Here is an 18,364-nt window from a genome sequence, read left to right as displayed (position 1 = left end):
GCCCCTAGATGGTCTATCAGTGCCTCGGCCAGATCACCTGTCTTGCCAGTGATATCGGTTTCAATATCGACAACCTGCGAGACGGCTTCTGGCAGTTGACTATCGATGGGTTGTCCTGGGGCGCCATCTATGCCCTAGTTGCCGTCGGCTACACCCTGGTATTCGGCGTTCTGCGGCTGATCAACTTCGCGCATTCCGAGATCTTCATGCTGGGGATGTTCGGCGCGTACTTCTGCCTGGACATGATCCTGGGGTTCTCGCCGAGCGGTAACGCCTATAACAAGGGCGTGCTGCTGACGGTGCTCTACCTCGCTATCGCGATGTTGTTCGCCATGCTGATATCCGGCACGGCCGCAATGGGTTTGGAGGCAGTGGCGTATCGGCCGCTGCGGCGTCGCAACGCACGACCGTTGACTTTTCTGATCACCGCGATCGGGATGTCGTTCGTGCTTCAGGAATTCGTGCATTTCGTGCTGCCCAAGATCATCAAGGGCTACGGCGGCAGTAACGCCCAGCAGCCGATCATCCTGGTACAGCCCAAGACCCAATTCGAGGTGTTCGGCGCGACGGTATCCAACGTCACGATCGTGGTGGTGGCCGCCGCCCTGTTGCTGGCTGCGCTGACCGATATCGCGATCAACCGGACGAAGTTCGGTCGCGGCATCCGCGCGGTGGCCCAGGACCCGACTACCGCGACGCTGATGGGGGTGTCCCGGGAACGAATCATCATGACGACATTCCTGATCGGTGGTCTGCTGGCCGGTGCGGCAGCGCTGCTCTACACGCTGAAGGTGCCCCAGGGCATCATCTACTCGGGTGGATTCCTGTTGGGTATCAAGGCGTTTTCAGCGGCGGTGCTCGGCGGGATCGGCAACCTGCGGGGCGCGTTACTCGGCGGCCTGATCCTGGGTGTCATGGAGAACTACGGCCAGGCGGTGTTCGGCACCCAGTGGCGTGACGTCGTCGCCTTCGTGTTGCTGGTTCTCGTGCTGCTGATCCGGCCCACCGGAATACTCGGGGAAAGCCTTGGAAAGGCGCGCGCATGACGCACCAGGCACCGGCGGAGAAGTGGAGCGTCAGACTGCTGGCGCCCGGAGACCGGCTGCGAGAGTGGTGGTCGGGCCTGAGTCGGGTGCAGAAGTGGGGCTTCGGCGTCGGGGGCTTCGGTCTGCTGGCACTGACGCCGCTGTTTCCGCCACCGTTCTTCGACACCCCGGGAATCAGCTTCGGCGGCACCATGGCTCAGTTCGCGATGGTCGCGATCATCGCCATCGGCCTCAACGTCGTCGTCGGCCAGGCCGGCCTGCTCGACCTAGGCTATGTCGGCTTCTACGCGGTCGGCGCTTACACCGTCGCCTTGCTCACCAGCCCCGACAGCCCATGGAATCAGGTGGGTCCGGGCGGGATGTTCGACGATAAATGGGCCTGGCTGGCGTGTGTGCCGCTCGCCATGGCGGCCACCGCGCTCGCGGGGCTGATCCTGGGCATCCCCACCTTGCGGTTGCGCGGGGACTATCTGGCCATCGTCACACTGGGATTCGGTGAGATCATCCGGCTGCTCGCCGACAATCTGTCCAACGTCACCAACGGATCCCGCGGCCTCAACAAGGTGGCCTATCCGCGGGTGGGGGAGGGCGAACACCTACGCGACGGCGTGTTCTCCAGCGGCAACTCGTCGGGCCACGCGAACTACGGAACGTGGTGGTTCTGGCTGGGCTTGATTCTCATGGTGGGCATCCTGCTGTTGGTCGGCAATCTCGAACGCAGCCGGGCCGGCCGTGCCTGGGTGGCCATCCGGGAGGACGAAGACGCCGCGGAAGTCATGGGTGTCAACACCTTCCGGTTCAAGCTCTGGGCCTTCGTCATCGGTGCCGCGATCGGCGGGCTATCCGGCGCGCTCTATGCCGGCCAGGTGCAGTACGTCGCGCCCCCGACCTTCAACATCATCAATTCGATGCTGTTCCTGTGCGCGGTGGTGCTCGGCGGGCAGGGCAACAAACTCGGCGTGATCTTCGGTGCGTTCATCATCGTCTATCTGCCCAACCGGCTGCTCGGGGTGCATCTGCTGGGCATCAACCTCGGTGACTTGAAGTACCTGTTCTTCGGTCTCGCACTGGTGGTGCTGATGATCTTCCGCCCGCAGGGCCTGTTCCCGGTGCGCCAGCAGCTGCTGACCTACGGCAAACGGGCGCGCGACCTGTTGCGCAGCGCCGACGACGAGAAGGCCGCCGTATGACCCGACCTGCTGGGGGGCACACCCAGGACGACCCGAACACCCCGATCGACGAGAGCCTGGCCGTCTTCGACCGCGAGGTCGAGGTCGCCGAGGGCGAAACGCTCTTGGAGACCGAGGATCTCACCGTCAAGTTCGGCGGGTTGACGGCGTTGGATTCGGTGAGCTTCGGCATCAAGCGCGGTGAGATCCTCGGGTTGATCGGGCCCAACGGTGCCGGCAAGACCACCTGCTTCAACGCGATCACCGGGGTGTACCGGCCCAGTTCGGGTTCGGTGACCTTCGACGGGGCCCCGCTGGGGCGGATCAAGCGGCACCAGATCACCCGGCGGGGTATCGCCAGGACCTTCCAGAACATCCGGCTGTGGGGCGAGATGACGGCGCTGGAGAATGTGGTGGTCGGCACCGATGCGCGGCACAAGACGTCGGTGCCCGGGGCGCTGCTGCGCACACCGCGGCATCGCCGGGAGGAGCGCACGGCCATCGAAAAGGCCGCCGCACTGCTGCAGTTCGTTGGTATCGCGCACCGCGGCGACGAGAAGGCCAAGAACCTGCCTTACGGGGATCAACGCCGGCTCGAGATCGCCCGTGCCCTGGCCACCGAGCCGAAACTGTTATGCCTGGACGAGCCGGCCGCCGGCTTCAACCCGAGTGAGAAGGCCGCGCTGATCGAGCTGATCCGAGCCATCCGCGACGACGGGTACACGGTGCTGTTGATCGAGCACGACATGCGTCTGGTCATGGGTGTGACCGACCGGATCGTGGTGTTGGAATTCGGCCGCAAGATTGCCGACGGTCTGCCCGCCGAGATTCGCGACGATCCGGCCGTGATCGCGGCCTATCTGGGGGTGCCCGATGACGAGCTCTGAGGCGCAGGTGCTGCTCGAGATTCGCGATGCCGTCGTGCATTACGGCAGGATCGAAGCGCTGCACGGGGTTTCGCTTGAAGTGCGCCAGGGTGAGTTGGTGACGCTGCTCGGGTCCAACGGCGCGGGCAAGACGACGATGATGCGGGCCATCTCCGGTCTGCGGCCGCTGACCTCGGGATCGATCTGGTTCGAGGGCCGTGACATCAGCCGGGTCAAGGCTCACCAGCGCGCCATCGACGGCCTGATCCAGGCACCCGAGGGCCGTGGGGTTTTTCCCGGTATGAGCGTCGTGGAGAACCTCGAAATGGGTTGTTACGGGCGCAAGTTCGATACCAAGGCGGCCCGCGTCGAGCGGCTGAATTGGGTGTTCGAGACGTTCCCTCGGCTGGCCGAGCGGCGCTCACAGGTCGGCGGCACACTATCGGGCGGTGAACAGCAGATGCTGGCCATCGGGCGTGCCTTGATGGCACGCCCAAGGGTGCTGTTGCTCGACGAACCGTCGATGGGGCTGGCGCCGATGATCATCTCGCAGATCTTCAAGATCATCTCCGAGATCAACGCGCAGGGCACCACGGTGCTCCTTGTGGAGCAGAACGCTCAGCAGGCGCTGAGCCGATCTGATCGGGCCTACATTCTGGAGACCGGTTCGGTGACCCGCAGCGGCCCGGCCCGAGAATTGTTGGCCGACGACAGTATTCGTGCGGCCTACCTCGGTGTGGCCTGACTTACTCCGCGAGTTTGGTCAGTAGGAGGTGCGCGCTGGCCTAGCCGCCTCGGGTTGACCTGCTTGAGGATTCGCCCAGTGAATTGTCGGTGCCGCTGTCGCCGGCCTTGCGGTCGAGATAGATCATCAGGATCGACGGTCAGTCGATGGGAACCGCGTCCCCACCATGGTTCCAGGGCCCGTCGGGTCCGCGTTCTCGCCGACGATGACCGTGCGTCGCGAGCACATGTGCCACGAATTCACCGGTGACAGCCCGGAGACCCTGCGCACGATCGAAGTCGGCAGGCTGCCCAGTCCGAGCTTCGGCACCGTGGTAAGCCTGTGCGATGCAGTGGGTTTGGCGCTGGAGGACGCCGAGATGCTGGGCCAGCAGCCGAGCTGCGGACTCGGTGGCCGTGCCCTCGATTGCGGGCTCCCGCACGTAGATCATGAGGGATCCGTCGTCGGCCGTCTCGACCAGCGTACCCTTGCCGCTGCCGGGCTTGACGGTGACAACGACGGTCTGCTCCACCTACCGGGCGACGACCACCGAGGAGCCGTGGCCGAACAGACCCTGGTTGGCGGTGACGCCGACCTTGGCCCCCTCGACCTGACGGCCGGTGGCCTGGCCCTTGAGCTGCCAGCTCAATTCGCAGACCTGAGCGATCGCCTGGGCCGGAATTGCCTCACCGAAGCTCGCCAGACCGCCCGAGGCGTTGACCGGAATCCGGCCGCCGATGGTGGTGGCCCCGCTGCGCAGCAGTTGCTCGGCCTCGCCCCTGGCGCACAACCCGAGGTGCTCGTACCAGTCGAGTTCCAGAGCCGTGGACAGGTCATAGACTTCGGCCAGCGACAGATCCTCGGGGCCGATACCGGCTTCGGCGTAGGCGGCGTCCAGGATCTGGTCCTTGAACACTCGATCCGGGCCGGGTACCACCGCGGTGGAATCCGTTGCTATATCCGGCAATTCGGGCAGATGCTGCGGATACTGCGGGCTCTGCAAGCTCACCGCGCGCACCGACGGCACACCCTCGACAGAGCCGAGGTGCTTCTCGGCGAAGGACTTGCTGGCCACGATCACTGCGGCCGCGCCGTCGGAGGTCGCGCAAATGTCCAGCAGCCGAAGCGGATCCGATACCACCGGGCTGGCCAGCACGTCCTCGACGCTGGCTTCCTTGCGGTAGCGGGCATACGGGTTGTTCAACCCGTGCCGCGCGTTCTTGACCTTCACCTGCGCGAAGTCCTCGAGCGTGGCGCCGTAGAGATCCATCCGGCGGCGCGCCAGCAGTGCGAAGTACACCGTGTTGGTGGCGCCGATCAGGTGGAAGCGCTGCCAGTCTGGATCGTCGCGGCGCTCGCCGCCGACCGGGGCGAAGAAGCCCTTCGGCGTGGTGTCGGCACCGATCACCAGTGCGACGTCACAGAAGCCGGCGAGGATTTGCGCGCGCGCACTCTGCAGAGCCTGCGAGCCGCTTGCGCAGGCCGCGTAGCTCGAGGTGACCGGAATGCCGTTCCAGCCGAGCTTCTGCGCGAATGTCGCGCCCGCGACGAAGCCGGGGTAGCCGTTACGGATGGTGTCGGCGCCGGCGACCAACTGGATCTGGCGCCAGTCCAAGCCGGCCTCGGCCAGTGCGGCGTGGGCGGCCACCACGCCATACTCGGTGAAGTCGCGGCCCCATTTGCCCCACGGGTGCATACCCGCGCCGAGGATGTAGACCGGGTCTGGAGTTCCAGCGCTCATTTCGCAATCTCCCAGGCGTAGGTGATGCGCTCGATGCCTTCGTCGTCGGTGTAGAGCGGCATCGTGGTCAGCTGGACCTCCATGCCGACCTTGAGGTCGGCGGCGAGCGTGCCCTCGGCGACCTTGCCCAGCACGATCAAGCCCTCGTCGGCCAGCTCGACGGCGGCGACGGCGAATGGCTCGAACTCATCGGGTGAGGGGTAGGGCGGCGGCGGCTTGTACCGGTTCTCGGTGTAGCTCCATACCTTGCCGCGGCGCGATAGCGCGACTGCCTCGAGCACATCGCTGGCGCAGGCCGGGTTGGGACAGTTGTTGGCCCGCGGCGGAAAAACGTACGTGCCGCACTGCGGGCACTTGCTGCCGGTCAGATGCGGTACACCGGCATCGTCGTGGTCCCACCATCCGTCGATCGCCGGTAGTTGGGTGGGGGCGTCTGGAGAAGCTGGCACGAGGCCCATCGTATGCGATGAGCGTCGTCGAATTGAAACGTGTTCCAGTTTGATGGCGCGACACGATGTTGGGATCGGTAGCCGATCACGGAGGGAACTTCTGGCATGGGACTTTTCAAGAAAATCAGCGATCCTCTCTTCCCGGCGGGCCGTCAAATCGAGACGTAGCGGCCGATGACCCGATCTGGCGCGGAGGTGGGATGTCGCAGACGGGAAGGCCGCGCTCGAGGGGTGGGTGCAGCCGATGGGCCAGTCGATGGCTGTCGGACAGCGGTTCCGTAAGCTCCTCGGGTACTGACCCGCAGCCGGCCGCGTGTCGGACGCGGCGCCTAGAGTGAGGGCGTGACCGCGAGCGCTCCTGACCAGAAGCCCACACTGCTGCTCTTGGACGGCAACTCGCTGGCATTTCGGGCCTTCTACGCGCTGCCGGCCGAGAACTTCAAGACCAAGAACGGGCTGACCACCAACGCGGTCTACGGATTCACCGCCATGCTGATCAACCTGTTGCGTGATGAACAGCCCAGCCACGTGGCGGCGGCGTTCGACGTATCTCGGCAGACCTTCCGCAAGGATAAGTACCCCGAGTACAAAGAAGGGCGCTCGGCGACGCCAGATGAGTTCCGCGGCCAGATCGACATCACCAAGGAAGTGCTGGCCGCGCTCGGCATCACCGTGCTTGCCGAACCCGGGTTCGAGGCCGACGACATCATCGCCACCCTGGCCACGCAGGCTGAGCAGGCGGACTTCCGGGTGTTGATCGTCACCGGCGACCGGGATGCATTGCAACTCGTCAGCCCGGACGTCACCGTGCTCTACCCCCGCAAGGGCGTCAGCGACCTGACCAGGTTCACCCCGGATGCGGTGGTGGAAAAGTACGGTTTGACCCCGACGCAGTACCCCGATTTCGCCGCCCTGCGCGGCGACCCGAGCGACAACCTGCCTGGCATTCCGGGTGTGGGGGAGAAGACCGCGGCCAAATGGATCGTGGAATACGGCTCGCTGCAGGGACTGGTCGACAACGTCGACGGGGTGCGCGGCAAGGTCGGAGACTCGTTGCGCGCCAACCTGTCCAGCGTCGTGTTGAATCGGGAGCTCACCGACCTGGTCAAGGACGTCCCGCTACCTCAGACTCCGGACACCCTGCGAATGCAGCCGTGGGATCGCGACCAGATCCACCGCCTGTTCGACGACCTTGAATTCCGCGTGTTGCGTGATCGCCTGTTCGACACACTGTCGGCCGTCGAGCCCGAGGTGGACGAGGGGTTCGACGTCCGCGGCGGTGCACTGGAACCGGGAGCGGTGGCAGCCTGGTTGGCCGAGCACGCCCGCGACGGCCGCCGCTCCGGTGTTGCGGTGGTCGGTACCCATCAGGTCTATGACGGTGATGCGACCGCGCTGGCGATTGCGACCGCCGACGGAGACGGCGCCTACATCGAGACTGCCAGCCTGACACCCGATGATGAGGCCGTGCTGGGAGCCTGGCTGGCCGATACGAACGCTCCGAAGGTGTTGCACGAGGCCAAGATCGCCATGCACGACCTCACCGGCCGGGGCTGGGAGCTGGGTGGTGTCACCTCTGATACCGCATTGGCTGCCTACCTGGTGCGCCCCGGGCAGCGCAGCTTCGCCCTCGATGACCTGTCTCTGCGCTACCTGCGCCGCGAACTGCGCGCCGATAACCCTGAACAGCAACAACTTTCGCTGCTTGACGACAGTGAAGGCGTGGACGATCAGGCCGTGCAGACCCTCATCCTGCGGGCGCGCGCGGTTGCCGACCTGGCAGACGCGCTGGACGTGGAACTGGACCGCATCGACTCATCGTCGCTGTTGGGCCAAATGGAGCTGCCGGTGCAGGCGACCCTGGCGGCCATGGAAACCGCGGGCATCGCGGTCGACCTGGGCAAGCTCGACACCCTGCAGCGTGAATTCGGTGAGCAGATCCGGGTGGCCGCCGACGCCGCCTACGAGGTGATCGGCAAGCAGATCAACCTGGGCTCGCCCAAACAACTGCAGGTTGTGTTGTTCGACGACCTCGGTATGCCGAAGACCAAGCGCACCAAGACGGGCTACACCACGGATGCCGATGCGTTGCAGTCGCTGTTCGATAAGACCGCTCACCCATTCCTCGAACACCTGCTGGCCCACCGGGACGCCACCCGGCTCAAGGTGACGGTGGACGGGCTGCTGAAGTCCGCGGCCGCCGACGGGCGGATCCACACCACGTTCAACCAGACCATCGCGGCGACCGGCAGGCTCTCGTCCACGGAGCCGAACCTGCAGAACATCCCGATCCGCACCGACGCGGGCCGCGAGATCCGCGACGCATTCATCGTGGGCGACGGATATGCCGAGCTGATGACCGCGGACTACAGCCAGATCGAGATGCGGATCATGGCTCACCTGTCCAAGGATGAGGGGCTCATCGAAGCGTTCAATACCGGCGAGGATCTGCACTCCTTTGTCGCCTCGCGGGCGTTCGACGTCCCGATCGACGAAGTGACCCCTGAGCTCCGGCGACGGGTCAAGGCCATGTCGTACGGGTTGGCCTACGGGTTGAGCGCCTATGGTCTGTCGTCCCAGTTGAAGATCAGCACCGAAGAGGCCAAGGTCCAGATGGACCAGTACTTCGCGCGATTCGGCGGCATTCGCGACTATCTCCGCGACATCGTCGACCAAGCCCGCAAGGACGGCTACACGTCCACGGTGCTGGGCCGCCGACGCTACCTGCCCGAATTGGACAGCAGCAATCGCCAGTTGCGTGAATCCGCCGAGCGTGCCGCACTCAACGCCCCGATCCAGGGCAGTGCGGCCGACATCATCAAGGTCGCCATGATCCGGGTCGACGAGGCGCTGCGGACTTCCGGCCTGAACTCCCGGATGCTGCTGCAGGTACACGACGAGTTGCTGCTCGAGGTCGCCGAGGGGGAGCGAGACGTCGTCGAGGAGCTGGTGCGCGACAAGATGGGCGGCGCCTATCCGCTCGATGTCGCTCTCGAGGTGTCAGTCGGCTACGGCCGCAGCTGGGACACGGCGGCGCACTAGAGGCGCGAGTGTGCATCTCGTGCGCCGCCGATGCGCCCCACAGGAAGGCCGATATCAGCAGCCGGGATCAGCCCAGCGATGGTGCCGAGGATGATGATGACGGCCAGCGGAGCATCGACTTTGCGGATCGCTCGGGGCAGCGGCTGGGCGTTTACATAAGTCACGTGAGCAGGTTAGTTGGGGCTGGCGAGGTCGAGCGTGTGCCGCGGGCTCCCAGACCCGGGTTTGTCCAGCGTGCGCCTAGTCGAGTAAGCTCGGCCGGTACTTGTGTGCACTTCGCGGGTACATCACCACAGGATCTTCTCTGGTACACCCATACGAGCACTATCCCTACGACTAAAGCTGTCCGGAGCAACCCAACAATATGCCCAGTCCCACCGTCACCTCGCCGCAAGTAGCCGTTAACGACATCGGCTCGGCTGAGGATTTCCTCGCTGCTATCGACAAGACCATCAAATACTTCAACGATGGTGACATCGTCGAAGGCACCATCGTCAAGGTTGACCGGGACGAGGTTCTCCTCGATATCGGCTACAAGACCGAAGGTGTCATTCCTTCCCGCGAACTCTCCATCAAGCACGATGTCGACCCCAATGAGGTCGTTTCCGTGGGCGATGAGGTTGAGGCCCTGGTTCTCACCAAAGAGGACAAGGAAGGCCGCCTGATCCTGTCCAAGAAGCGCGCTCAGTACGAGCGCGCTTGGGGCACCATCGAGGCACTCAAGGAGAAGGACGAGGCCGTCAAGGGCACCGTCATCGAGGTCGTCAAGGGCGGCCTGATCCTCGACATCGGCCTGCGCGGCTTCCTGCCCGCATCGCTGGTCGAGATGCGCCGGGTCCGCGATCTGCAGCCGTACATCGGCAAGGAGATCGAGGCCAAGATCATCGAACTGGACAAGAACCGCAACAACGTGGTGCTGTCCCGTCGCGCGTGGCTGGAGCAGACCCAGTCCGAGGTGCGCAGCGAGTTCCTCAACCAACTGCAGAAGGGTGCCATCCGCAAGGGTGTCGTGTCCTCGATCGTCAACTTCGGTGCGTTCGTCGACCTCGGTGGGGTCGACGGCCTGGTGCACGTCTCCGAGCTGTCCTGGAAGCACATCGACCACCCATCCGAGGTCGTTCAGGTGGGCGACGAGGTCACCGTCGAGGTGCTGGACGTCGACATGGACCGCGAGCGCGTGTCGCTGTCGCTGAAGGCCACCCAGGAAGACCCGTGGCGGCACTTCGCCCGCACCCACGCGATCGGCCAGATCGTGCCGGGCAAAGTCACCAAGCTGGTGCCGTTCGGTGCGTTCGTCCGCGTCGAAGAGGGCATCGAGGGTCTGGTGCACATCTCCGAGCTGGCAGAGCGCCACGTCGAGGTGCCCGATCAGGTCGTGCAGGTCGGCGACGACGCGATGGTCAAGGTCATCGACATCGACCTGGAGCGTCGCCGGATCTCGCTGAGCCTCAAGCAGGCCAACGAGGACTACACCGAGGAATTCGACCCCTCGAAGTACGGCATGGCCGACAGCTACGACGAGGCGGGGAACTACATCTTCCCCGAGGGCTTCGACGCCGACACCAACGAATGGCTCGAGGGCTTCGACAAGCAGCGCACCGAGTGGGAGGCCCGCTACGCGGAGGCCGAGCGCCGGCACAAGATGCACACCACGCAGATGGAGAAGTTCGCCGCTGCCGAGGCCGAAGCGGCCAGTCGGCCGGCAACGGCCAACGGCTCGTCATCGTCGTCGAGCTCGGGTGAGTCTGCTGGCGGATCGCTGGCCAGCGATGCCCAGCTCGCGGCTCTGCGCGAGAAGCTCGCAGGAAACGCGTAACACAAGACACTCATTCGCCGAGTGAAGCCGCGCAGCACGTCTCAGACGTGCTGCGCGGTTCTTTTTCACCACGTGTTCACGTAAGGACAGGGCATTGCTGCGAATCGGTTTGACCGGCGGTATCGGCGCCGGAAAGTCCACCGTGTCAGCCACTTTCAGTGAATGTGGTGGCATCGTCGTCGATGGAGACGTCATCTCCCGTCAGGTCGTCGAGCCCGGCACCGACGGTCTTGCGAAGCTCGTCGACGTGTTCGGATCACAGATCCTGCTGCCCGACGGCGCCCTGGATCGTCCGGCGCTGGCCGCGATCGCGTTCAGTGACGAAGCGAAGCGCCAGACCCTGAACGGCATCGTGCACCCGCTGGTGGCGACGCGGCGTTCGGAGCTGATCGCCGCGGCGGGCGAGGACGCGGTGATCGTCGAGGACATCCCGCTGCTGGTGGAATCACAGATGGCACCGATGTTCCCGCTGGTCATCATCGTCAACGCGGATCCCGCGGTGCGGGTGAAGCGGCTCATCGAATACCGCGGATTCAGCGAGGCCGACGCCAGGGCCCGCATCGGTATGCAGGCCACTGACGAGCAGAGAAGACTGGTCGCCGACGTCTGGCTGGACAATTCCGGCACCTCGGGGCAGCTCATCGAACAGGCCCGCGCACTCTGGTATCAACGGATCCTGCCGTTCGCGCACAACCTGACCACCCGCACACCGGTATCCGATGCGCCCCAACTGGTTCCGGCCGATCCGACCTGGGCCGAGCAGGCCCGGCGGATCCGGGCTCGGCTCAACACCACGTGCGGGCATCGGGCCGTGCGGATTGATCACATCGGGTCGACGGCGGTGCCCGGTATGGACGCTAAGGACGTCATCGACGTGCAGGTGACAGTCGCCTCCCTCGAGGCCGCGGACGAACTCGCCGAGGATCTACTGCGGGCCGGCTACCCCCGGGTCGAGTCGATCACCTCTGATGTGCCCAAGCCTGGCTCCGATCCGGCCTTGTGGCACAAGCGGTTTCATGCCTCTGGCGATCCGGGGCGGCCCACCAACGTGCACATCCGAGTGGATGGCTGGCCGAATCAGCGGTTCGCGCTGCTGTTCGTCGACTGGCTCGCCGCCAACCCCGGCGTGCAGGTCGACTATCTCGCGGTCAAGCGCTCGGCTGCCCGGCATTCCGACATCGGCGCCTACGCAAACGCCAAGGAGCCGTGGTTCCTGGATGCCTATCAGCGTGCCTGGACGTGGGCCGATGCGACCGGCTGGTCAGCGGCGCTCAAGAATCAGTAACGGGATTTCCCGGGACGTATTGCGCTGATATGCCTCATATCCTTTGTAGGCCTTGACCACTCGCGGCCACAACTCTGCTCGTTCTTCGGCACTGGCACTGCGGGCGAGCATCGGAACCGTCGTACCGTAAACCGTGACCGTGACATCGGGGGTGGCTATCGCGTTCTTGTACCAGTCGGGGTGATGTTCGTGCCCGCCCTTAGACGCGACGACGACGATGCGGTCGTCGTCGTGGACCGGGGACGTCAACAGGTTGGCGAACGGTTTCCCGGATTTGCGGCCGACGGTGTGCAACTCGATCGGCAACATCCCCATCACGGTGCGCGGGAAGCGGCCGCCGGTGAGCGTGAGCAGCAGCCGGTGACCGTTTTCCAGCAGCCAGGCCCCGGCCGAGGCGACGCGATTGGATTTGTGCATGTCATACACCTGCCTGTGCTGGGGCTGATGCCGGCGTGGGCGCAGCGTCGGGTGCGGGCGCGTCCAGGGGTGCGCCGCATTGGATCGTGCCGTAGAGCGGATCGTCTTTGGGGCGGAACAGCCGTGGGGCGATGAACTGATCTGCCTGTGCCACGATTTCGTCGTCCACCAGAATCTCGCAGTGCAGGTTCGATCCGTAGGGCCACTGGACGGAGATCTCCATGCCGGCCTTCTTCGGATCGCGCAGAACGGTGTTGACCTCGAAGGTCATTCCCGGCAGCAGTGTTGGCTGCTCGCTGTTGACGTTGTTGTCGTCGATCTTGTACGCCACCACGGCACCGCGCGAGGTGCCGGTCGCGGAGGCCCGGTAGGTGATGTTGTGCAGCAGCTGGGGGTCGGGATCGCCGTTGGCCGCGGGTGTTGGAGCCGGCGGCGGCTCCGGTGCGGGATCGGCCAGCGCTGTCGCCGCGGTTAACTGAGAACCCACGACCAGGGCGGCCGCAGCAGTCATCCTCAGCCATCCGCTCTTGGTGGGACTCATAGTTAGCGAGACTACTCGTTCGGTACGGGGGAGCCGATTAGTTGCCCCGTCGGCAACTGTCTAGCGCCAGGTCAGGTTCATTCCGTCGCTGGCGAGCCAGGCGTTGAGGTCGTGGTGATGGCGGGCCAGGCCGTCAATGGCGACGACGACGCGCTGCAGCGCCGACTCGGCAGTCTCGGTGGTTAGGAGGCCATCGCGGTGGGCGGCGAACAGTTCGTCGGTGTCGATGAGGTCGGTGCGGTCCCCGGTGTAGACCACCAGGTCGAGGTAGTGGTCCTCGGCGTGCCAGCCGGTATCGCTCACCTCGATGTGCCCGATGTCGAGGTAGTAGTCCTGCGGACGCTCGTAACCGGGGTTGAAATGGAAGACATTGGCCCGAAGCCCCAGTGACGGCAGCAGCCAGGACTCGAGATAGTGGAACTGGGCCCGGCCGGGGGTTGGGCGGGCCATGTAGAGCCCCCACGGTGTGAGCCGGTATTCGTCGACCGCCCGTACGATGCCTTTCGGGTCGGTGTTCGTGTAGCCGACCAGGTCAAACGTCTCCTGCTTGGGTGGATGGACAGCCACGGTCTCAGCGTAACGGTGGAATGAATCTGTCGGTGGGGGCGCTTAACCTGGTCACTATGGCATTCGCAACCGAGCACCCGGTGCTCGCGCACTCGGAATACCGGCCTGCCGCTGATGCCGTTGACGGCCTGGTCCGCAGCGGCGCCGAGTTCAAGGTCGTCAGCGAGTACGACCCGGCCGGCGACCAACCCGGCGCTATCGAGGAGCTGGAACGCCGTATCCGGGCGGGTGAGCGCGACGTGGTGTTGCTCGGCGCGACGGGCACCGGCAAGTCGGCAACCACGGCGTGGCTCATCGAACGGCTGCAGCGGCCCACCCTGGTGATGGCACCCAACAAGACGCTAGCCGCCCAGCTGGCCAATGAGCTGCGGGAGATGTTGCCGCACAACGCTGTTGAATACTTCGTCTCGTATTACGATTATTACCAGCCTGAGGCGTACATCGCCCAGACCGACACCTACATCGAGAAGGACAGCTCGATCAATGATGACGTCGAGCGGTTGCGCCACTCGGCGACGTCGAGCCTGCTGTCGCGCCGCGATGTGGTCGTCGTCGCCTCGGTGTCGTGCATCTACGGCCTGGGCACGCCGCAGTCCTACCTCGACCGGTCGGTGGAGCTGGCGGTCGGCGCCGAGGTGCCTCGGGACGGGCTGCTACGGCTGCTGGTCGACGTGCAGTACTCCCGCAACGACATGTCCTTCACCCGCGGCTCGTTCCGGGTCCGCGGCGACACCGTGGAGATCATCCCGTCCTACGAGGAGCTGGCGGTTCGCATCGAGTTCTTCGGGGACGAGATCGAGGCGCTGTACTACCTGCACCCGCTGACCGGCGATGTCGTGCGCCAGGTCGACTCGCTGCGGATCTTCCCGGCCACACACTACGTCGCGGGCCCGGAGCGGATGGCGCATGCCATCTCGACCATCGAAGAGGAGCTGGCGGCGCGGTTGGCCGAGCTCGAAGGCCAGGGCAAGCTATTGGAGGCCCAGCGGCTGCGGATGCGCACCAATTACGACGTCGAGATGATGCGTCAGGTCGGGTTCTGCTCAGGGATCGAGAACTATTCCCGGCATATCGACGGTCGTGAGGCCGGCTCGGCGCCGGCGACCCTGCTGGATTACTTCCCCGAGGACTTCCTGCTGGTCATCGACGAGTCGCATGTGACCGTGCCGCAGATCGGCGGCATGTACGAGGGTGACATGTCGCGGAAGCGCAACCTGGTGGAGTTCGGGTTCCGGCTGCCCTCGGCGGTCGACAATCGCCCGCTGACCTGGGAAGAGTTCGCAGACCGGATTGGGCAGACGGTGTACCTGTCAGCCACGCCGGGGCCCTACGAACTCAGCCAGACCAGCGGCGAATTCGTCGAACAGGTGATTCGCCCGACCGGTCTCATTGACCCGAAGATCGTGGTCAAGCCGACGAAGGGGCAGATCGACGACCTGATCGGGGAGATTCGGGCGCGCGCCGAGCGTGACGAGCGGGTGCTGGTCACGACGCTGACCAAGAAGATGGCTGAGGACCTCACCGACTACCTGCTGGAGATGGGCATCCGGGTCCGTTACCTGCACTCCGAGGTCGATACCCTGCGCCGGGTGGAGCTGCTCCGGCAGCTGCGGCTGGGCGATTACGACGTGCTGATCGGCATCAATCTTTTGCGGGAGGGGCTCGACCTACCGGAAGTCTCGCTGGTATCGATCCTCGACGCCGACAAGGAAGGGTTCCTGCGCTCTGCTCGCAGCCTCATCCAGACCATCGGCCGCGCGGCACGCAACGTCTCCGGCGAGGTGCACATGTACGCCGACAAGCTCACCGATTCGATGATCCAGGCCATTGATGAGACCGAGCGTCGACGGGCCAAGCAGGTCGCCTACAACGAAGAGCATGGGATCGACCCGCAGCCGCTACGCAAGAAGATTGCCGACATCCTCGATCAGGTGTACCGCGAAGCCGACGATACGGAGTCGGTGGAGATCGGCGGCTCAGGGCGCAACGCGTCGCGCGGCCGGCGCGCGCAGGGCGAGCCCGGTCGAGCGGTGAGTGCTGGCATCATTGAGGGCCGCGATACCGCGAATATGCCGCGGGCTGAATTGGCCGACCTGATCAAGGATTTGACCGCACAGATGATGGCGGCGGCGCGCGATCTGCAGTTCGAATTGGCTGCGCGGATCCGCGACGAGGTGGCCGACTTGAAGAAGGAATTGCGCGGGATGGACGCCGCCGGCCTGAAGTAGGTCGGGCGGCCCATTTGATCTGAAGGGCGGTTGAGGTCCTAACCTCACACCTGTGAATACCGCGAGTGCCACCGGTAGTTGGCGTGAGTTATTGGGCCCGAAGAACGTTGGGGCCGTGGCGGTGCTCGCCGGCGGGGTGGCGATCTATGCCACCAATGAGTTCATCACAATCAGCCTGCTGCCCAGTGCGGTCGCCGATATCGGCGGCGAACGGCTCTATGCGTGGGTGACTACGGTGTATCTGGTCGCGTCGGTGATGGCGGCGGCGACGGTCGGGCCGGTGCTGACCCGGTTCGGACCGCGCGCAGCGTATCTGGCTGCGCTGTTGTCCTTCGCCGCCGGTAGCGCGCTATGCACCCTGGCCCCCACGATGCAGCTGCTGCTGGTCGGGCGGGTGGTGCAGGGCCTGGCCGGCGGTGTGCTGTCCGGCCTAGGGTATGCGGTGATCAGCGCGGCGCTACCGGATCGGTTATGGACCCGGGCGTCGGCGGTCGTGTCGGCGATGTGGGGGATCGGCACGCTGGTGGGGCCGGCGACCGGGGGATTGTTCGCCCAATTCGGTTTCTGGCGTGGCGGATTCGGTCTGCTCGCGATTCTGCCGGTGGCGATGAGCCTGCTGGTTCCGCTGGCATTGCCGGCGCGGGTGTCCTCGGATCAGGAACCGACTCGAACGCGAATACCATTGCGGTCGTTGTTTTCGCTCGGATTGGCGGCGCTGGCGGTCAGCGGCGCGGTGATCCCGCACAGCACGGCGGCGATCGCGGGGCTGCTGGCCCTTGGTGTGGCACTGGTGCTGGTGTTCATCGTTGTCGACCGGCGAGCGTCGGCAGCGGTATTGCCGCGCATGGCTTTTGGGCCCGGGCCACTGAAGTGGATCTACCTGACCCTAGGCTTGCTGATGGCGGCCACGATGGTGGACATGTACGTCCCGCTGTTCGGGCAGCGGTTGGCGGCGCTGCCGCCAGTCGTGGCGGGATTCCTCGGTGCGGCATTATCGGTCGGCTGGACGGTCGGGGAGATCGCGAGTGCATCGATCACGAACGTGCGGGCTACGATGCGGGCGGTGGCGATCTCTCCGGTGGTGATGGCCACGGGCTTGGCGCTGGCGGCATTCACCCAAACTGATTCCGCTTCAACCACAATCGTCGCCCTGTGGGCGCTTGCCCTGGTCATCACAGGTGCGGGCATCGGAATGGCGTGGCCGCATCTTTCGGCGTGGGCGATGGGCGCGATCGTCGACGACCCGGCGCAACAAGCGGTCGCCGCGGCCGCGATCAACACCGTCCAGCTGATGTGCGGGGCATTCGGCGCGGGACTGGCCGGGGTGGTGGTGAACCTGCGGGCGACACCCGACGCGGCGGCGAGTTCACTGATGTTCGGGTTGTTCGCGGCGCTGGCCGCCGTCGGGGTGGTGGCGTCCTACCGGTCCGGCCGGGGCCAGGTGCAGTTGGGCTAGTCGCGACTGTCGTCGAGTCTGCGCACGCCGGTGACACCGGCGACGCAGGCAATAGTGTTCGGCGCGTTGCGAATCCCTGAACCTCCGAGGGTCAACAAGACGCCGCGGTCTGGGGCGCTGCCGAGCACGCTGAGGCTCCACTGATGTTTGTCGCAGGCGGCCAGAATGCGGCTGAGCACGCCGCTGGCGGAATCGTAGGTGACGCGCAGACGTACCGAGCCGGCCAGCCTGCCGGTGAGGTGTCTGCTCAGTGGGTTGAAGGCGAGAATGATCACGAAATGCAGGATCGTGACGATGATGGCGAGCTTGACCAGACCGGCCGCGGCGGCCATGCCGATGGCCGCGCATTCCCAGATCGCAGCAGCGGTGGTCAGTCCGTGTACCGCGCCCTGGCGGGTGATGATCAGGCCGGCACCCAGGAAGCCGATCCCGGAGACGATCTGGGCGGCGACCCGAGATGGGTCGACCTCGACGGTGCCCGCGGTCAGCACCTCGAAGAAGCCGTACTTGCTGACGATCAGGATCAGTGCTGACGCGGTGCCGACGATCGCCTGGGTGCGCAGGCCGGCGCTCTTGCCGTGGATTTCGCGTTCCCGGCCGATCAGGGGCGTCAGGCCGAAGGCGATCAGCAGTTCGAGGATCTCTGCCGGGTGCCCTGTCCGGGACCGCCGAGCAGCGAGGGGTCAGCCAACCAAGTCTGCATGCCGCAACCGTAGTGCCGCAGCGAGGTCCGGTCAGCAATCATGCTGAGTGAAACGGTGGGCGCGTCGGTTCCGTGTTGGAAGAGTAGCTATCTGACACGCGGGTGTGGCTGAGTGGCTAGGCACCGGCCTGCAAAGCCGTTTACACGGGTTCGAATCCCGTCACTCGCTCGTATGTTTGGGTTAGCTACTGTTGCCCGCCGTGGCCAAAGCGCGAGATCTGTCCGGCACGCCGCCGAAGAAGAAGTGCTGCCGCAGCAAGCCGCGATGCAAGCGCTGCCCGCTCCTGCTCCACAGGGTCCAGAAGGCCGAACGC

Annotated in this window: 15 protein-coding genes, 1 tRNA gene and 3 pseudogenes; 11 read left to right on the top strand and 8 right to left on the bottom strand. The window is 65.2% G+C overall.

Going from position 1 to position 18,364, the window contains the following annotated elements:
- The first annotated feature begins 8 nt into the window (after positions 1-8).
- The 5 genes and pseudogenes from G6N13_RS20960 to G6N13_RS25465 all read left to right on the top strand — a co-directional run.
- The gene (locus G6N13_RS20960) at positions 9-1,046 is read left to right on the top strand and encodes a branched-chain amino acid ABC transporter permease (protein ID WP_163700049.1); all 1,038 of its coding nucleotides are present in this window, start codon (positions 9-11) and stop codon (positions 1,044-1,046) included.
- Positions 1,043-2,236 (top strand): branched-chain amino acid ABC transporter permease, encoded by a 1,194-nt coding sequence (locus G6N13_RS20955; protein WP_163700047.1) that lies wholly within the window; start codon positions 1,043-1,045, stop codon positions 2,234-2,236. The genes G6N13_RS20960 and G6N13_RS20955 overlap by 4 nt, the downstream gene beginning before the upstream one ends.
- Complete coding sequence (locus G6N13_RS20950) at positions 2,233-3,102, top strand: ABC transporter ATP-binding protein (RefSeq protein ID WP_235677850.1); 870 nt, start codon at positions 2,233-2,235, stop codon at positions 3,100-3,102. The genes G6N13_RS20955 and G6N13_RS20950 overlap by 4 nt, the downstream gene beginning before the upstream one ends.
- Complete coding sequence (locus G6N13_RS20945) at positions 3,089-3,826, top strand: ABC transporter ATP-binding protein (protein WP_163700045.1); 738 nt, start codon at positions 3,089-3,091, stop codon at positions 3,824-3,826. The genes G6N13_RS20950 and G6N13_RS20945 overlap by 14 nt, the downstream gene beginning before the upstream one ends.
- A gap of 244 nt (positions 3,827-4,070) precedes the next feature.
- Positions 4,071-4,181, top strand: a pseudogene (locus G6N13_RS25465) (transcriptional regulator); the annotation flags it as partial.
- 42 nt (positions 4,182-4,223) lie between these two features.
- On the opposite strand, the pseudogene G6N13_RS20935 reads toward G6N13_RS25465, so the two are convergent.
- The 3 genes and pseudogenes from G6N13_RS20935 to G6N13_RS20925 all read right to left on the bottom strand — a co-directional run.
- Positions 4,224-4,337, bottom strand: a pseudogene (locus tag G6N13_RS20935) (DUF167 domain-containing protein); the annotation flags it as partial.
- Entirely contained in the window at positions 4,338-5,546 is a 1,209-nt protein-coding gene (locus G6N13_RS20930) for a lipid-transfer protein (protein WP_163700043.1), read from the bottom strand.
- Positions 5,543-5,995 (bottom strand): Zn-ribbon domain-containing OB-fold protein, encoded by a 453-nt coding sequence (locus tag G6N13_RS20925; RefSeq protein WP_235677849.1) that lies wholly within the window; start codon positions 5,993-5,995, stop codon positions 5,543-5,545. The genes G6N13_RS20930 and G6N13_RS20925 overlap by 4 nt, the downstream gene beginning before the upstream one ends.
- Positions 5,996-6,337: 342 nt before the next feature.
- On the opposite strand from G6N13_RS20925, the gene polA reads away from it, so the two are divergent.
- Positions 6,338-9,037 (top strand): DNA polymerase I, encoded by a 2,700-nt coding sequence (polA, locus tag G6N13_RS20920; RefSeq protein WP_163700039.1) that lies wholly within the window; start codon positions 6,338-6,340, stop codon positions 9,035-9,037.
- On the opposite strand, the gene G6N13_RS20915 is transcribed toward polA, so the two are convergent.
- Positions 9,034-9,201: a hypothetical protein gene (locus G6N13_RS20915; protein ID WP_163694298.1), complete on the bottom strand. Its 168-nt coding sequence runs from the start codon at positions 9,199-9,201 to the stop codon at positions 9,034-9,036. The genes polA and G6N13_RS20915 overlap by 4 nt on opposite strands.
- 200 nt (positions 9,202-9,401) lie before the next feature.
- On the opposite strand from G6N13_RS20915, the gene rpsA reads away from it, so the two are divergent.
- Positions 9,402-10,853 carry a 30S ribosomal protein S1 gene (gene rpsA, locus G6N13_RS20910; RefSeq protein ID WP_163700037.1) on the top strand — a complete coding sequence of 484 codons (1,452 nt, stop codon included), beginning with the start codon at positions 9,402-9,404 and terminating at the stop codon, positions 10,851-10,853.
- Between the two features lie 94 nt (positions 10,854-10,947).
- Positions 10,948-12,138, top strand: coding sequence for a dephospho-CoA kinase (gene coaE / locus G6N13_RS20905; RefSeq protein WP_163700035.1), 1,191 nt, complete (start codon positions 10,948-10,950; stop codon positions 12,136-12,138).
- Here the strand turns inward: coaE and G6N13_RS20900 are convergent.
- The 3 genes from G6N13_RS20900 to G6N13_RS20890 are packed head-to-tail and all read right to left on the bottom strand — an operon-like array spanning position 12,115 to position 13,663.
- On the bottom strand, positions 12,115-12,555 hold the full coding sequence (locus G6N13_RS20900) for a nitroreductase/quinone reductase family protein (RefSeq protein WP_163700033.1): 441 nt from the start codon (positions 12,553-12,555) through the stop codon (positions 12,115-12,117). The two genes, coaE and G6N13_RS20900, sit on opposite strands and share 24 nt — an antisense overlap.
- A 1-nt stretch (position 12,556) precedes the next feature.
- Positions 12,557-13,096, bottom strand: a complete 540-nt coding sequence (locus tag G6N13_RS20895) for a hypothetical protein (protein WP_163700031.1) — start codon at positions 13,094-13,096, stop codon at positions 12,557-12,559.
- A 60-nt stretch (positions 13,097-13,156) separates the two neighbouring features.
- Entirely contained in the window at positions 13,157-13,663 is a 507-nt protein-coding gene (locus G6N13_RS20890) for a ribonuclease FAU-1 family protein (RefSeq protein WP_235677848.1), read from the bottom strand.
- A 56-nt stretch (positions 13,664-13,719) separates the two neighbouring features.
- Here G6N13_RS20890 and uvrB point away from each other — a divergent pair, with 56 nt between their 5' ends.
- Both uvrB and G6N13_RS20880 read left to right on the top strand, forming a co-directional pair.
- Entirely contained in the window at positions 13,720-15,891 is a 2,172-nt protein-coding gene (uvrB, locus tag G6N13_RS20885) for an excinuclease ABC subunit UvrB (RefSeq protein ID WP_163700029.1), read from the top strand.
- Positions 15,892-15,943: 52 nt separating this feature from the next.
- A complete protein-coding gene (locus tag G6N13_RS20880; protein WP_163700027.1) occupies positions 15,944-17,347 on the top strand; it encodes an MFS transporter in 1,404 nt (467 codons plus the stop codon).
- On the opposite strand, the pseudogene G6N13_RS20875 reads toward G6N13_RS20880, so the two are convergent.
- Positions 17,344-18,050: pseudogene (locus G6N13_RS20875) on the bottom strand (MgtC/SapB family protein). The gene G6N13_RS20880 and the pseudogene G6N13_RS20875 sit on opposite strands and share 4 nt — an antisense overlap.
- A gap of 98 nt (positions 18,051-18,148) precedes the next feature.
- Here G6N13_RS20875 and G6N13_RS20870 point away from each other — a divergent pair.
- Positions 18,149-18,219, top strand: a tRNA-Cys gene (locus tag G6N13_RS20870).
- Positions 18,220-18,364 lie beyond the last annotated feature (145 nt).

The organism is Mycolicibacterium sarraceniae (assembly GCF_010731875.1).
GTDB lineage: Bacteria > Actinomycetota > Actinomycetes > Mycobacteriales > Mycobacteriaceae > Mycobacterium > Mycobacterium sarraceniae.
Note: the sequence above shows the minus strand (reverse complement) of the source record. Positions and strands in the feature narration are given on the sequence as shown.

Coding starts and splice junctions, on each gene's coding strand:
- G6N13_RS20930 (WP_163700043.1), bottom strand. CDS start 5,546: ATGAGCGCTGGAACTCCAGACCCGGTCTACATCCTCGGCGCGGGTATG.
- uvrB (WP_163700029.1), top strand. CDS start 13,720: ATGGCATTCGCAACCGAGCACCCGGTGCTCGCGCACTCGGAATACCGG.
- G6N13_RS20950 (WP_235677850.1), top strand. CDS start 2,233: ATGACCCGACCTGCTGGGGGGCACACCCAGGACGACCCGAACACCCCG.
- G6N13_RS20960 (WP_163700049.1), top strand. CDS start 9: ATGGTCTATCAGTGCCTCGGCCAGATCACCTGTCTTGCCAGTGATATC.
- G6N13_RS20895 (WP_163700031.1), bottom strand. CDS start 13,096: ATGAGTCCCACCAAGAGCGGATGGCTGAGGATGACTGCTGCGGCCGCC.
- G6N13_RS20955 (WP_163700047.1), top strand. CDS start 1,043: ATGACGCACCAGGCACCGGCGGAGAAGTGGAGCGTCAGACTGCTGGCG.
- G6N13_RS20900 (WP_163700033.1), bottom strand. CDS start 12,555: ATGCACAAATCCAATCGCGTCGCCTCGGCCGGGGCCTGGCTGCTGGAA.
- G6N13_RS20945 (WP_163700045.1), top strand. CDS start 3,089: ATGACGAGCTCTGAGGCGCAGGTGCTGCTCGAGATTCGCGATGCCGTC.
- rpsA (WP_163700037.1), top strand. CDS start 9,402: ATGCCCAGTCCCACCGTCACCTCGCCGCAAGTAGCCGTTAACGACATC.